Genomic DNA, 12,790 nt, shown 5'->3' on the forward strand with positions numbered 1-12,790 from the left:
TGCGTAGCTTTCCTAACAGTGGAAGTATTCGAGATAAGACATTGAAATAAAAAACAATATTCTCTTGGATCTCTTTAACTCAGGTCATCCTTTCATTGCCGCTAAAATGAATCTCTCGACTTGCGTAGGCGAATGCGAACCACTCCAAGTGTGGCCCGCCACAAACGCTAGAGCATTGCCTCACTGACAACGCTCGCGTTTTCTGACCCTAAGCCTCATGGAGGTAAGCGATGGATCGTCGCCTCTCAATCAGACCTAAGTCCAACGCCCGAACTTAATGATCCTTCGACTGTTTCTTAAGGGAGCCGGAAGGAGAAAAGACGATGAAGTTCGGATCAGACAGCTTTAGCCATGAACAGCATTGCACGAGCGGTCATAGTTCGGCTGCGACTATTGCATCCGTTGAAGCGGCAATGTCCGCCGACCCCGATCTGGATAGCTCTGCCATCACGATCAAGATGCTGGGTCCTGTCATTCTGCTAGAGGGATACATCAATAACTACGCCGAGCGGGAACGCGCAACTTCGATCGCCGCGTTAATAGTCGGACCAGAAAATGTCCAAGATCGAATGCTAGGTCGCATTATTGAACACTAGGATCATCAGTCGTGGTTCTCGGTTATTTGTGATGCGCATATTTCGCAGGCCCGGAAAGTGGATGGGCGTGCGGGAAGCTTCCTCTTATCGTTTCTTACGATGACGCTTTGAAAACGTGGGCGGAGCGGGTTACTGCATGGGCCCGCGGCGAAGAGCCCGTTGACGCGGAACGGGTTACCGCGCCGCTTTCCCCGTCCAAAAAGGGGCGGGATGTTTACCTCTATTTCGACAACGACGTTAAAGTTCGAGCGCCTGCCGATGCGCATATGTTGGCGAAGCGTCTTGGGCTCGTGGTTGGGGCAGAAAAGAAATGATGTTTCGACGGGAGCACCTAAAAGGCATCACGACACGAAAGTGATGAATCTGTCCGACATTTGAGAACATACGGTGATCACGCTGCGAGGATGGATGTTTCGCGCCGCAGTGGCCTGAGATCGATGCTGTCCGACGGTCGCGATAGGCCGGCGATTGGCAGCAACGATCACATCGCCCATGCGCAGACCGGCTCGGGCCGCAGCACTTCCATCTTCAACGCTGGAAACAACCACGTTGCCGGCCGCATCCTGGAACTCAGCGCCCTCAAGGCGAGCGGGCATGGCTCCAGGCTTGGCAATTGCCTCGTCCGGCTCGATGTGCATTGACACCGTTTTGCGAACCCGATCGCGCAGAAATTCGATTTCGACTTCCGATCCGACCTGAGCCAGGCCGACACGATTGCGGAGATCTGCCGAGCCCGTGATTTTGCGATTGTTGACGGCGATGATGACATCGCCAGCTCGAAGGCCCGCCTGTGCCGCGGGCGAATCTTGCTCAACGCTGCCGACGACGGCGCCGTAGCTTTCCGCAATGCTCAGCGCCTCGGCCAGGTCGGGCGTCAGGTCCTGGACGAAGATGCCGATCCGGCCGCGCCGCACTTCGCCATGCTCGATCAGTTGCTCCATCACGGCCGACGCCATCGCGATCGGAACCGCAAAGCCGATGCCGACATTGCCGCCGGTGGGCGCGATGATTGCGGTGTTGACGCCGACCAGCATGCCGTCTGTTGTCACCAGTGCGCCTCCCGAGTTGCCGGGATTGATCGAAGCATCCGTCTGGATGAAATCCTCATAGCCCTCGAGATTGATGCCGCCACGGCCAAGGGCGCTGACGATGCCGGAGGTGACGGTCTGGCCAAGCCCGAACGGATTGCCGATCGCGACAACGGAGTCGCCGACCCGCAGCGCACCGGAATCGCCAAACGGAAGCGCCGTCAGCTTGTCAGCGTCGATCCTCAGCAACGCTATATCCGTTGCCTTGTCGGTGCCGACCAATTCGGCCGTGAAGCGGCGGCGGTCCTTCAGGGTTACCGCAATCTCGCCGGCGTCCGCGACGACATGGTGATTGGTGAGGATATAGCCTTTGTCGGCGTCAACGATGACGCCGGAGCCCGCGCTCAGCCGCTGCTCCTGCTCAGGCAGGTTGAAATAGCGGCGGAAGAAGGGATCGTTGTAAAGAGGATTGGTTTCGGCGGAAACGCGAGACCTTACTGCAATGTTGACGACCGCCGGCGTGACCTTCTCCAAGACATCAGCGAGCGGGGGTTGCGTGCTTGCCGACATCGCCGACTGCGGCCGCGCCGCCGGTAACGGCGCAGGAACCAGGATGAGGACGAGTGCGGCGAATACGCCAACATATTTCGACGAACGCGTGGTCATTTTTGGCCCCGAATTCTTCAGATCCTCCTTCGGTGCAGGGGGCGGGCCCTCGGGGCCAGCCTCATCGGAGCCACGATTTTGGCTCCTGCCAAACCAGCACCAGTCCGATATCGAAACGCCGCGCCGATTCAGGCGCAATGCATCTCTTACTTCACAAGTCTACCCAAAGCCCGCGCCCCGTCGGGGCGCGGACTTATCGTTGCAGTCAGAAGTCCATGCCACCTCCCGGCATCGGCGGAAGCGGTACATCCTTCTTCGGCTTCTCGGCGACCATTGCCTCGGTGGTAATCAGCAGGCCGGCGACCGAGGCCGCGTCCTGCAGCGCGGTGCGAACGACCTTGACCGGGTCGATCACGCCCTGAGCGTAAAGATCCCCGAATTCGTTGGTCTGGGCGTTCCAGCCATAGCCAAAATCGGTCTTCTCGCGCAGCTTGCCGACGATGATCGAGCCTTCGGCACCCGCGTTCTCGGCGATCTGGCGCACCGGCGCTTCGATCGCGCGGCGAACGAGGTCGATGCCGTGCCTCTGGTCGGTATTCTCGGTCTGCGTGTTGTCCAGTGCTTTGACGGCCCTCAGCAAAGCGACACCACCGCCCGGCAGCACGCCCTCCTCGACGGCCGCCCGCGTGGCATGCATCGCGTCGTCGACGCGGTCCTTGCGTTCCTTCACCTCGACCTCGGTTGAGCCGCCGACGCGGATGACGGCAACGCCACCAGCAAGCTTGGCCAGGCGCTCCTGCAACTTCTCGCGATCGTAGTCCGACGTGGTTTCCTCGATCTGCGCCTTGATCTGCGCGACGCGGCCCTCAATCTCCGTTTTCGAGCCAGAGCCGTCGACGATCGTCGTGTTATCTTTTTCGACGACGACCTTCTTGGCGCGGCCAAGCATATTGAGGGTCACGTTCTCGAGCTTGATACCGAGATCTTCAGAGATCGCGGTTCCGCCAGTGAGGATCGCTATGTCCTCCAGCATCGCTTTGCGGCGGTCGCCGAAGCCCGGCGCTTTGACGGCAGCCACCTTCAGGCCGCCGCGCAGCTTGTTGACGACGAGCGTCGCCAGCGCCTCGCCTTCGACATCCTCGGCGATAATCAGCAGCGGCTTTCCAGATTGAACGACCGCTTCGAGAACCGGCAGCAATGTCTGCAGGTTCGAGAGCTTCTTTTCGTGGATCAGGATGTAGGGTTCCTCGAACTCAACCCGCATCTTCTCGGGGTTGGTGACGAAATACGGCGAGAGATAACCGCGATCGAACTGCATGCCTTCGACGACTTCCAGCTCCGTCACCGCGGTCTTGGCTTCCTCGACGGTGATCACCCCTTCGTTGCCGACCTTTTCCATCGCTTCTGCGAGGAAGCGGCCAATCTCGGTGTCGCCATTGGCCGAGATGGTGCCAACCTGGGCGATCTCGTCGTTCCTGGTGACTTTACGGGCGTTCCGCCGCAGTTCCTCGACCACAGCTTCGACTGCTTTGTCGATACCGCGCTTGAGGTCCATCGGGTTCATGCCCGACGCCACAGCCTTCGCACCTTCCTTGACGATCGCCTGAGCGAGAACAGTCGCGGTGGTGGTGCCGTCACCAGCGATGTCGCTGGTCTTCGAGGCAACCTCCCGCACCATCTGTGCGCCCATATTCTCGAACTTGTCCTCAAGCTCGATCTCCTTGGCGACGGTCACGCCGTCCTTGGTGATGCGGGGCGCGCCATATGACTTGTCGATCACCACGTTACGGCCCTTGGGACCGAGCGTAACCTTGACGGCATTGGCGAGGATGTCGACGCCGCGCAGCATCCTTTCGCGGGCGTCGGAATGGAATTTCACTTCCTTGGCAGCCATTTTTCTACTCCTTCCTCAGGCAGCATTCCTTGTCTGGCAAGTCCGGATCGGCACTAGGCTGCGTTTCTCGCTACGGCGTCGATCTCGACCACGCCCATCACGTCCGATTCCTTCATAATCAGGAGATCCTCGCCATTGAGCTTGATCTCGGTGCCCGACCATTTGCCGAACAGAATGCGGTCACCCACTTTCACATCGAGCGGTCGCAACTGCCCGCTGTCGTCGCGCGCACCCGGGCCGGCGGCAACGACCTCACCTTCCTGTGGTTTTTCCTTCGCCGTATCTGGGATGATGATGCCGCCGGCCGTCTTTTCCTCGGCCTCGATGCGGCGAACCAGGATACGGTCATGCAACGGACGGAACGTCATTTCGCTCTCCTCATCGACAAACAGATTTTTCAACGGGTCCTCGGCGCCGCATTCGGAGCGAACCGACGCGGGGCGCGCCGACCCTTTCGGCATCGCGCGCAAATCGATCTGGTTTTTGTCTTTTCGAGTTTCAAGAGGGAATCAGAAATTTTTTAGCACTCCACCAGGTCGAGTGCTACCGGCATGAATTCATGAGACTATTTCACGTCGCTGGTGGTTGGATGGTGTGGCTGCCTCTTGACGCAAGGCATCATGATCCCCACCTCATTCTCATCGACGCCCAAGTGGGTCGACACCAGTCCGGGAGCCCCAAGCTTCTTGGCGCTCCCTCGTACCTATGTTGAGACGAAGTCTTCCGCGGCTTCGGCCCGCCATCGTTGCTCGGTGGCACGTCGCCCTTCAATGGTTCGTGGCCGCACGAGGAAATCGAGGAGAATGACAACGAAATCCGCCTGATCGCGGAGGTACCAGACGTCGAACCAGACAACATCGAGGTGCTGCTGGAAGATGGCGTGCTTACGCTTCGCGGCGAGAACAAATCGGAGACTGAGGACAAGGATCGCCGGTTCAGCGAGCGCTACTACGGGCGCCTCGAACGGCGGCTGGCCCTTGGTCGCCAAGTCGATGAGGACAAGGTCGCCGCAACGTTCAAGAACGGTCTGCTCACCTTGACGCTGCCGAAGACCGAAAAGGCGCGAGCCAACGTCAAGCGGATCACGATCGACAGCACCAAATAATACCGACCGCCGCAAGCCAGCCGGGTGCCAACGTGCCCGGCTGGTTATTCGCGTGGCAAAAACCGATGACGTGGTTGACGGAACCCCTTGCACGCATTTTTCGCCCGTCACGCTCTGTGATGACTTCGGCGCGCGTCTCGGGGCGACCTTGGCTGCTGGTATTCGAACGGCAAGCCCCACCCGTCATCGACTATCTGATGGGCTACACTGGCGGGAGTGACACGCTGACTCAGGTTGAACTGCATTTCCCAACCCGCGATGCCGCCATTGCCTACGCAAAGCGACAGAAACTGAATTGCACCGTCGTAGACGACAGGAGCCGCCGTCCCTAGTTTTCGTTGATATCGCCGGCAAGCTCTACCATTCAATCCCCGTTGCTGCGCGATCGGCGCATCGATCGGCATCGCCAATTTTCGGAAGAGCCCGCCGCTGAAGCGGCGGGCCGTGCTCTCCTTTTCTCGATCATACATGTGCATGCGAGTTCCGCCGATAGTCCCAGAGTGCCCAGGCTGACACGGCGGTGACGAGCACGCCGAGGACCACATGGGTCCACATCGCGTTCATGTTCGCCGCGAATTGAAGCAGCCAGGGCGAGACCATCAGCCAGGAGAAGGTGCGGCTCAACCGCACCACAGCCTACCGCTCCTCCAGGCCTAAAAGCGGCCGCCGGAACAATAATGAAAAGCGAAAGCTGGCACCGTGCCGTCTGAAGAAGGCATTCTCTCAATGTGAACTGAATTCCCAGTCCGTATATCTTTGACGGGCCGCCTCATATGAGAACCGCCCGTCGGAAAGCTGGCAAGGCTTTGAAGCAGGCGCCCAGATAACTCCGTCAGATATCGTACCGCGAATCGAGCTCTCGCAGGGCAGACCGAACCTCATCGATTGAAACCGGCTCAGGCGTTCCTGGCATATGACGGAGAGCTGGCTTCGAATCTATCGCGTAAAAGTCCGAAGCCCACGCGGCGAGAATGGCCCGTTTATCATCGACAGAAAGTGCAGGAGCCTTCACCACATCCATTGGACGTCGAAACGGCGACCAGTGAGATGCTAGAACTTCCGGTCCGATGTTCACGGCAGTTGCGGCAATCTGCTTAAACATATCGTCCATCATCGGTTCACCTCAGCTTACGTGTGGATCCCGACTCCACCTCGGATAAGTCGCCGTTACCGGGTCAGTTTCCGGCGCCAGCAGATCGTGTTTTTCCGCGAAGGCGGCAAACAACCCACGTGCGGTCTCAGCTTCGATCTCGCCGCGCAAGGCGGCGCGGCACGCCTTGAGCGCAACCGAATGCGGACCATCCCTGAGTGATATCGGCCACTCGACCAGATGGCGGTAAGCGTCCATCACGCTTCTCACTTCCGTCGGAAATCCAAGGCCGACGAGAATACGCACAGGGTTCTCGAACATATCGGGTTTCATAACTCTCTCCTTTCCAACCCGCGATGTTGCAGCACGCCACTACAGCGTCGCCCTCCGGTGGAAACTTGCTCAAGCGGCGCTCTGGGCTTCGATCTGCGGCGCGGCGTCCGGCCGTCCGAGAGCGGAACCGCTTTGAATGCTGACCTTGCGCGGTTTCAATGCCTCCGGAATCTCCCGGACGAGATCGATGGTCAGCAGACCATTGTTCAATCCCGCTCCACTCACCCTGACATGGTCGGCAAGCTCGAAACGATGTTCGAACGGGCGGCCGGCGATGCCTCGGTGCAGGTAGGCTTCGGACGGAGAACCCTGCTTCTTGCCAATAACGGTGAGAAGATTGGTCTGGAACGTTATGTCGAGGTCGCCTTCGGCGAAGCCGGCAACCGCAATCGAGATGCGGTAGCTGTCGTCACCCGTCTTGACAATGTCATAGGGCGGCCAATCGCTGATCGAACGGTCGCGCTGGGCGTTTTCCAGAAGATTGAAGAGCCGGTCGAAGCCAACGCTCGATCGGAAGAGAGGTGTGTAGTCGTAAGATGTTGCCATAGCCATATCCTCCTGAAAGCAACATGGGTATGGAGCGCCGAAAGACGGCGCTTCCAGCATTGCCGGCCCTGTTGTCAGCGGCTGGCGGCAGATGATCTGGTATTTGTGAAATCCGGCTTCAAGTGCCGCCTTGGAGAATTTTCGCAAATCTCAGTGCAGCTTGAACTCACCTTCAATACGGCGCCATTCGTTCGGCCGGATCAGGCACTGATGCGTATAGCGAACGGAATGCAGCGGGCCGTCGAGATTGACTTGCCAGATTTCTGGTAGGCAGTCAGTGTTAGCGGCAGAAGGCTCAGATCGGCAAAATCTTGCGCAAGCGACGGAAGCCATCAAATCGGACGGAGCCTATGTCGATAGATATCGCGACCATTAGACGTATTGCCCGCCTTGCCCGTCTCGCACTCAGCGAAGACGAGGCTGAAAAAATGTGTGGCGAGCTGAACGAAATTCTGACCTTCATCGAGCAACTTTTGGAGGTTGATGTCGAAGGCATCCCTCCGATGACCTCGGTTGTGCCAACAACTATGAAAATGCGCCAGGACGTGGTGACCGAAGGCAATCATGCCGAAGAGATCGTGGCGAATGCACCTCTCAGTGAGCGCAACTTCTTCCTGGTCCCCAAGATTCTCGAGTAAGCACAGACAGCCTCGGGCCTTGGAGCATTTCACGGCCGGCGATCGCCAAACGATGCGCCCCTTTGCGTGGCGCGTGTTAGCGGCTTGAGATTTCCGGCCCACATCCGATGCTTCGAAAGCTTGCCGATCTCGTTTGTGATCGAATGATGTGTCATGGCGAAGGTCCTGTCGTTTTGCACTTAATCAGGTTCTTCCTCTGACCAGGGCCCCGAACCCAAGCCCCGCCTGAGCAAACGTCATGCGCCCCGCGACGACACATACAAGCCGCCGCAATCCACTCGACAGCGCAAACCCCAAAACAAAAACCCGCCGAAAATATCGACGGGTTTGTCAGCAGTCTGAGCCCGCCGCTGAGACGGCGGGCCGTACTCCAATTCTCGATCATGCGTGGGCATGCGGGTTCTGCCGATTGTCCCAAAGCGCCCAGGCCGACACGGCGGCGACGAACGCTCCAAGGACCACGTGGGTCCACATCGCGTTCATGTTCGCCGCGAATTGAAGCAGCCAGGGCGAGACGATCAGCCAAACCCCGAGCACCAGGCTCAACCACTCTTCCCACTCAGCAAACGCCGACAGAGCGGCGACCGCCAGAGCGGCGAGCAAGATTCCGACAATCCATGCGTTCCACGCCGGTATGGTTTCGCTGGCGAAGCCGAGCACCCAAGGTGAAACGAACAGGGCGACTGCGAGAACCAGATTGAGCCAATCCTGTGCTTTCTTGCTTTCCATCAGTCCATTTTCCATGACAACCTCCACGAATGAAGCTTGATCGACGGTGTTCTCGCGTGCTGTGCACGCTGCGCGAAACGATGTAATTTTGCGAAATACGATCTTCAAGAGCCCGATTATCTCCGTGGGCTGCAGCTACCACGACTAAGGCGATTGTGATCGACTGTCTCGGCAGATCGACGATCTTTGCGTAGGCGAATAGTGGCGGAACACCCTTGGAGGAAAGCCCGCGACGAAAGAGCGCGGCCATGCTCTCGAACCCGCGGTCCGCCCCGGACCTTTGAGTTTGCATATAAGCGTGGATGCATAATGCACGCTCCACCCCTTGAACTCGCCAAGCCGCGAGAATAAATCTTTGACGGGCGCCATCCAAAAGCGCTTTCCTTGTTGAAAACCAACGAATTCAGTGAGGTGGAAATGCACACGAAGATGTTTGACCGACCAGTTTACCTGCGTGAAAGGAAGGATCTGATCCTCGAAATCACAAACCTGGACGACGCGATCGATTTCCTCGAGGAGTGGTCCAAAGGAGATCGCGATATCATTCATGACGCGACGCTGAAGACCTGCTACCTGGCACATGACGGCCACAAACCAGTTCAGGTGGCGCGCGACGCGCTCCGCTCCTTTGCGCACAAGAAGGGCATCCTTGTGAAAGCTCCTGCGGTGTTGCCGTGGATGATCAAGGCCAAGCCGGGCGGCGGTCGAGTACACCCGTAAACCGGCTTTCTGGAGTGGGGGGCCGCGCTCGCGGCCTCTCTAGCTAAGCTAGCGCGGTAAGCAGCGCTTGTTGCGTGGTTTTCAAGGTAGGCTGGCGCGGGCGGCAGTGAGCCCGCCTCCGAAACCGCCTTCCTCCCGTGGAAGCCATCGATAGCGCAGAGCTTCAACCAGTAGCAGCAGCGCGAAGGCAGGCGATGCCAAGCGGCGGCTCGGATAGTAGAGGTGATCTCCAGGACGAGGGACACCAGTCCGCTAGTGCCTGGATCAACCGTCCTTTCTTCACGAGCGGACCCAGGTGGTCGCACGGCAGGCAGGTAGGCCGCACCCGTCGAGGGCGGCGTCGAAACGACGTATTTTTGCGGAAACTGATCTTCAAGAGCCCGATTGTCACTGTGATGGGGCAGCCAACCATGAGTGACGAGATCTACGCCCCGCACCCTCCGTCCGCACGGTGGCCCAGGGGCCGTAAAGGCGAACGTGGGCCTGACACGATCAACCGAAATGCCCGGACATCGCGTCTGGCGGCTCTATCAGAACGCTTTAAGGGTGATGGCGAATTGCTCCGGTGCGCCGGAGCGAATGCTCGAAAGGCTGGGGCACTAAGAAGTGCCCCAGCCCAGCCATTCTAGGTAAGCGAGCGTTGACCGCCGGTACCTGTTTTCGCCCCGGGCGGTCCATCCGCGCCTATCGACATGCCCGCGTCTCGGCAGGCGTCCATAAACGCTTCGCGCGCGATGGCGACTGGCGTCATTCGGTTTAGAGCACGGCGGCACGTTTGAACCGCCCGATTGTATTTTCTGCCGCGATAGATGGCCCAATCCCCTTCGAGGAAATCGAGCACGTCGTTGACAGAAGCGAAGACCTGGGACGCCCCGTCCTTCATGTGAACGGTGACGGGAGTCATCCAAACCAATTCCGGGTTGAGCATGATGTCCTCCTTTCGCATTCAAACCGGATGAAAAGAAGTGAAGAAAATATCGGCGCAGACAGAGCAGATTTCAAGTCTTCCAACCCACCACTTGTCGACGTCGATTAACGATCCGAGCGAACAGATCGCCGTCTGCCCCCCTCAACACACCCGGTTCACGGTGTAGGCACGGGGTATCCTTGCCTGCGCCTTGACAGTCGACGATCTTCGCACAGAGGAACCGATCGGGACGAACCCTGACGAAGGAAGCCCACCATGGCCACCACGGACGATCAGCGCGAAATCCAACGTTGCTATGATCTTGGCGCAAACGTCTACATCACCAAGCCCGTCGACTACGACGGTTTCGCCCATGCGATCCGCTAGCTCGGCTTGTTCTTTTCGGTGATGCAGATTCCAAGGCCGTCTCGCTTGGTGTTGTTGTGACCGAACTTGTGACCAACGCATTCAAGTATGCCTACGAATCGCGAGCCGTTGGCGAAATCGGGTTCGCCTCGTTCGAAGGGAGGACATCGCCGTGCTGGTCGTCGAGGACGACGGGATAGGCTGGAATGGCGAAGGAGATGCGAAGGGGACCGGCCTGGGCAGCAAGATCGTTCGCGCGATGGCGACGAATCTTGGAAGCATCGTGCGCTACGAGCCCTTATCCGCTGGCACGCGCGCAAGCCTTGACTTTTCCCCGTGATTGATCTCGTTCCGGGGTAGGCTCGACCCCGGCACGCGTCTCGCTGACACGTCTTCACACGGCATGACGGCCATATTTGTTGGAGGCTGGCATCACGACAGGGAACCGGTCTTCAAGTGGACCGTCTGCTCTTCCAAGCCCCTCGCGGCTCCTGTGACTTTCGATGCCGTCATGGATGCGCTTCGCCGGCTCGATGAATTCTGCGCCCCAAGGCCTCGACCGGCCTCTTTCAAACGAGAAGGGTCGATAACGGAGCTGCTGACACAAAACGAGGAGACGAACCTTAGCCGGTTGAATTGCTGGCTGGCTGCGAACGCCAACCTTCCGATGAGGTTTCCCGCCAATCGGGCATCGCTGAGCGGGCGAATTTCGGCACGAATTTTCCGGCTTGGCGCTCCGTCATGACTTCGGCACGCGTCGGCAACCGAGGGTTGGTGTTTGAACGCACCCTTCATTGGTGGGCTACACAGGAGGGGATCATCATACGTCCAGGTCGAGCTTAAATTTCCCTGACGGGAGGCGCCCATAGCCTTCGCCGAGAGGCAAGAGCCCGAACTGCGCATCCACCAGAACTGCCTTGCCCGAGCGCTCGAACACGTCTCCGCGAGCCACGGAGAAGCTGGTCCAGGCACCGGCCAGGAAGCGATCAAAGCGCAAAAAGCCAGGCCGCTCGTTTCAGTGAGATCAGAGGCCGACCGAGCAAAGATTGATCCACTCTCAAGCAACGTCGGCCCTTGAAACGCGCGTTTTGCTCACCTACCTCATTCTTGCCGGATGCCCCTCTCGGATCCTGGCACGGGAACGATGGTCCACTCATGCGTTGGACCGGGTTCGGTTCATATCGCTTCGCAAGGAGGATATGGTCCGGCGTCTGCCCGACCCCCCACCTACTTGCGTAGCGCGCTGTGCGCTCGACCGTCTCGGTCTTCTCATCGTCTCGTCCCGACAGCCTCCGATCCATTCGGCCCCCGGCCTGCACGTGCTTGGCACGTCGCAAGCAACATCGCTGATTAGGAAACGAAGGAGGAAGCACATGCTGGTATCGGATTTTGGCCGCATCGGGTTCGACCCGTTTCTGGAAATGCGGCGCATGCAGCAGGAAATGAATCAGCGCTTGTCCGACATGACAGCCAAAGCCGCCCAGGAGTTTCCACCCGTCAACCTCTGGATGGGTGAGGACAGCGTGGCGGTGACTGCTGAATTGCCTGGGATCGCGCCTGACGATGTCGATCTCACGGTTCGCGAGAACACCTTGACATTGACGGGCGAACGCGGATCGCCGGCAGAGGACGAGAAATCCGTTTGGCACCGGCGCGAGCGAGTATACGGAAACTTCTCTCGAACGGTGCAATTGCCTTTCCGCGTCGATCCGGAACAGGTCGAGGCGCGTTTCGCCAACGGGCTACTCGAAGTTGAACTGCACCGGCCTGAGACGGATCGGCCGAAGAAGATCCAGATCAAAGGATAAGGAGGCAAACATGGCTCAGGAACTGAAAACGACCGAGCGCCGGGTCCCAAGCAAGCTTGACGGTGGCGAACCGACCCGTTCGCGCCCGGTGTTTGTCCCGCGCACCGATATCTATGAGACAGAGGACAATGTCGTTGTTCTCGTCGACATGCCCGGCGTCGCCTCGGAGGGTGTCGACATCACCCTCGAGAAGCGGACGCTGGCGATTCGCGGCTACGCGACGGACCAGCAGCATGACAACTATCGCCAAATTTACGCCGAATATGGCGCGGGCAATTATGAGCGCGTCTTCACGCTGTCCGAGGATATCGATCGGGACAGTATCGAGGCATCGCAGAAGAACGGCGTCCTGCGGCTGGTCCTCCCGAAGGCCGCGCCGGCCAAGGCGAGAAAGATCCAGTTGAAGATGGCGTAGTTCGTCCGG

The 12,790-nt window shown here is 58.8% G+C and carries 15 protein-coding genes and 6 pseudogenes; 10 read left to right on the plus strand and 11 right to left on the minus strand.

From position 1 onward, the window contains the following. The first annotated feature begins 323 nt into the window (after positions 1 to 323). The gene (locus tag AF71_RS07640) at positions 324 to 596 is read left to right on the plus strand and encodes a BON domain-containing protein (RefSeq protein ID WP_062375180.1); all 273 of its coding nucleotides are present in this window, start codon (positions 324 to 326) and stop codon (positions 594 to 596) included. A 107-nt stretch (positions 597 to 703) separates the two neighbouring features. After that, complete coding sequence (locus AF71_RS07645; protein ID WP_210258192.1) at positions 704 to 910, plus strand: DUF72 domain-containing protein; 207 nt, start codon at positions 704 to 706, stop codon at positions 908 to 910. A 27-nt stretch (positions 911 to 937) separates the two neighbouring features. Here the strand turns inward: AF71_RS07645 and AF71_RS07650 are convergent, their stop codons facing one another. The 3 genes from AF71_RS07650 to AF71_RS07660 form a co-directional block, all read right to left on the minus strand. Beyond that, complete coding sequence (locus tag AF71_RS07650) at positions 938 to 2,290, minus strand: Do family serine endopeptidase (RefSeq protein WP_246733609.1); 1,353 nt, start codon at positions 2,288 to 2,290, stop codon at positions 938 to 940. Between the two features lie 205 nt (positions 2,291 to 2,495). Next, complete coding sequence (gene groL / locus AF71_RS07655; protein WP_169680736.1) at positions 2,496 to 4,124, minus strand: chaperonin GroEL; 1,629 nt, start codon at positions 4,122 to 4,124, stop codon at positions 2,496 to 2,498. Between the two features lie 53 nt (positions 4,125 to 4,177). Continuing rightward, positions 4,178 to 4,492 carry a co-chaperone GroES gene (locus AF71_RS07660; protein ID WP_058325139.1) on the minus strand — a complete coding sequence of 105 codons (315 nt, stop codon included), beginning with the start codon at positions 4,490 to 4,492 and terminating at the stop codon, positions 4,178 to 4,180. Positions 4,493 to 4,836: 344 nt separating this feature from the next. On the opposite strand from AF71_RS07660, the pseudogene AF71_RS07665 reads away from it, so the two are divergent. Both AF71_RS07665 and AF71_RS07670 read left to right on the plus strand, forming a co-directional pair. Further along, positions 4,837 to 5,229, plus strand: a pseudogene (locus tag AF71_RS07665) (Hsp20/alpha crystallin family protein); the annotation flags it as partial. A gap of 65 nt (positions 5,230 to 5,294) precedes the next feature. Next, on the plus strand, positions 5,295 to 5,561 hold the full coding sequence (locus AF71_RS07670) for an NADH dehydrogenase ubiquinone Fe-S protein 4 (protein WP_113472164.1): 267 nt from the start codon (positions 5,295 to 5,297) through the stop codon (positions 5,559 to 5,561). Positions 5,562 to 5,691: 130 nt separating this feature from the next. Here AF71_RS07670 and AF71_RS07675 read toward each other — a convergent pair. The 5 genes and pseudogenes from AF71_RS07675 to AF71_RS31555 form a co-directional block, all read right to left on the minus strand. Then, positions 5,692 to 5,835, minus strand: a pseudogene (locus AF71_RS07675) (SPW repeat protein); the annotation flags it as partial. 226 nt (positions 5,836 to 6,061) lie between these two features. Beyond that, complete coding sequence (locus AF71_RS31550; protein ID WP_060585934.1) at positions 6,062 to 6,343, minus strand: hypothetical protein; 282 nt, start codon at positions 6,341 to 6,343, stop codon at positions 6,062 to 6,064. Between the two features lie 9 nt (positions 6,344 to 6,352). Continuing rightward, positions 6,353 to 6,652, minus strand: a complete 300-nt coding sequence (locus tag AF71_RS07685; protein WP_113472162.1) for a DUF982 domain-containing protein — start codon at positions 6,650 to 6,652, stop codon at positions 6,353 to 6,355. Positions 6,653 to 6,721: 69 nt separating this feature from the next. Further along, positions 6,722 to 7,198 carry an Hsp20 family protein gene (locus tag AF71_RS07690; RefSeq protein ID WP_169680740.1) on the minus strand — a complete coding sequence of 159 codons (477 nt, stop codon included), beginning with the start codon at positions 7,196 to 7,198 and terminating at the stop codon, positions 6,722 to 6,724. A gap of 150 nt (positions 7,199 to 7,348) precedes the next feature. After that, a pseudogene (locus tag AF71_RS31555) lies at positions 7,349 to 7,462 on the minus strand (protein usg); the annotation flags it as partial. Positions 7,463 to 7,548: 86 nt separating this feature from the next. Here AF71_RS31555 and gatC point away from each other — a divergent pair. Beyond that, the gene (gatC, locus tag AF71_RS07700; RefSeq protein ID WP_060585941.1) at positions 7,549 to 7,836 is read left to right on the plus strand and encodes an Asp-tRNA(Asn)/Glu-tRNA(Gln) amidotransferase subunit GatC; all 288 of its coding nucleotides are present in this window, start codon (positions 7,549 to 7,551) and stop codon (positions 7,834 to 7,836) included. 381 nt (positions 7,837 to 8,217) lie between these two features. Here gatC and AF71_RS07705 read toward each other — a convergent pair whose 3' ends face one another. Beyond that, positions 8,218 to 8,580, minus strand: coding sequence for an SPW repeat protein (locus tag AF71_RS07705; RefSeq protein ID WP_169680742.1), 363 nt, complete (start codon positions 8,578 to 8,580; stop codon positions 8,218 to 8,220). A gap of 402 nt (positions 8,581 to 8,982) precedes the next feature. On the opposite strand from AF71_RS07705, the gene AF71_RS07710 reads away from it, so the two are divergent. Next, positions 8,983 to 9,285 carry a DUF982 domain-containing protein gene (locus AF71_RS07710; protein WP_169680744.1) on the plus strand — a complete coding sequence of 101 codons (303 nt, stop codon included), beginning with the start codon at positions 8,983 to 8,985 and terminating at the stop codon, positions 9,283 to 9,285. Between the two features lie 81 nt (positions 9,286 to 9,366). Here the strand turns inward: AF71_RS07710 and AF71_RS31560 are convergent. Both AF71_RS31560 and AF71_RS07720 read right to left on the minus strand, forming a co-directional pair. After that, a pseudogene (locus AF71_RS31560) lies at positions 9,367 to 9,568 on the minus strand (hypothetical protein); the annotation flags it as partial. Positions 9,569 to 9,910: 342 nt separating this feature from the next. Further along, on the minus strand, positions 9,911 to 10,213 hold the full coding sequence (locus tag AF71_RS07720) for a DUF982 domain-containing protein (RefSeq protein WP_246733610.1): 303 nt from the start codon (positions 10,211 to 10,213) through the stop codon (positions 9,911 to 9,913). 255 nt (positions 10,214 to 10,468) lie between these two features. Between AF71_RS07720 and AF71_RS07725 the strand changes: the two are divergent. The 4 genes and pseudogenes from AF71_RS07725 to AF71_RS07740 all read left to right on the plus strand — a co-directional run. After that, positions 10,469 to 10,579, plus strand: a pseudogene (locus AF71_RS07725) (response regulator); the annotation flags it as partial. A 32-nt stretch (positions 10,580 to 10,611) separates the two neighbouring features. Continuing rightward, positions 10,612 to 10,898 (plus strand): annotated as a pseudogene (locus tag AF71_RS31565) (sensor histidine kinase); the annotation flags it as partial. A gap of 1,033 nt (positions 10,899 to 11,931) precedes the next feature. After that, entirely contained in the window at positions 11,932 to 12,366 is a 435-nt protein-coding gene (locus AF71_RS07735) for an Hsp20/alpha crystallin family protein (protein WP_169680748.1), read from the plus strand. Between the two features lie 10 nt (positions 12,367 to 12,376). Next, positions 12,377 to 12,781: an Hsp20/alpha crystallin family protein gene (locus AF71_RS07740; protein WP_169680751.1), complete on the plus strand. Its 405-nt coding sequence runs from the start codon at positions 12,377 to 12,379 to the stop codon at positions 12,779 to 12,781. Positions 12,782 to 12,790 lie beyond the last annotated feature (9 nt).

It is taken from the genome of Rhizobium sp. 57MFTsu3.2, from assembly GCF_012932765.1.
Taxonomy (GTDB): domain Bacteria; phylum Pseudomonadota; class Alphaproteobacteria; order Rhizobiales; family Rhizobiaceae; genus Rhizobium; species Rhizobium altiplani.

Bases quoted from the DNA above. Each gene is read 5' to 3' on its own strand.
- AF71_RS31550 (WP_060585934.1), bottom strand. From the start codon at position 6,343: ATGATGGACGATATGTTTAAGCAGATTGCCGCAACTGCCGTGAACATC.
- AF71_RS07735 (WP_169680748.1), top strand. From the start codon at position 11,932: ATGCTGGTATCGGATTTTGGCCGCATCGGGTTCGACCCGTTTCTGGAA.
- AF71_RS07660 (WP_058325139.1), bottom strand. From the start codon at position 4,492: ATGACGTTCCGTCCGTTGCATGACCGTATCCTGGTTCGCCGCATCGAG.
- AF71_RS07690 (WP_169680740.1), bottom strand. From the start codon at position 7,198: ATGGCAACATCTTACGACTACACACCTCTCTTCCGATCGAGCGTTGGC.
- AF71_RS07720 (WP_246733610.1), bottom strand. From the start codon at position 10,213: ATGCTCAACCCGGAATTGGTTTGGATGACTCCCGTCACCGTTCACATG.
- AF71_RS07640 (WP_062375180.1), top strand. From the start codon at position 324: ATGAAGTTCGGATCAGACAGCTTTAGCCATGAACAGCATTGCACGAGC.
- AF71_RS07710 (WP_169680744.1), top strand. From the start codon at position 8,983: ATGCACACGAAGATGTTTGACCGACCAGTTTACCTGCGTGAAAGGAAG.
- gatC (WP_060585941.1), top strand. From the start codon at position 7,549: ATGTCGATAGATATCGCGACCATTAGACGTATTGCCCGCCTTGCCCGT.
- AF71_RS07705 (WP_169680742.1), bottom strand. From the start codon at position 8,580: ATGGAAAATGGACTGATGGAAAGCAAGAAAGCACAGGATTGGCTCAAT.
- AF71_RS07740 (WP_169680751.1), top strand. From the start codon at position 12,377: ATGGCTCAGGAACTGAAAACGACCGAGCGCCGGGTCCCAAGCAAGCTT.
- groL (WP_169680736.1), bottom strand. From the start codon at position 4,124: ATGGCTGCCAAGGAAGTGAAATTCCATTCCGACGCCCGCGAAAGGATG.
- AF71_RS07685 (WP_113472162.1), bottom strand. From the start codon at position 6,652: ATGAAACCCGATATGTTCGAGAACCCTGTGCGTATTCTCGTCGGCCTT.
- AF71_RS07670 (WP_113472164.1), top strand. From the start codon at position 5,295: ATGACGTGGTTGACGGAACCCCTTGCACGCATTTTTCGCCCGTCACGC.
- AF71_RS07650 (WP_246733609.1), bottom strand. From the start codon at position 2,290: ATGACCACGCGTTCGTCGAAATATGTTGGCGTATTCGCCGCACTCGTC.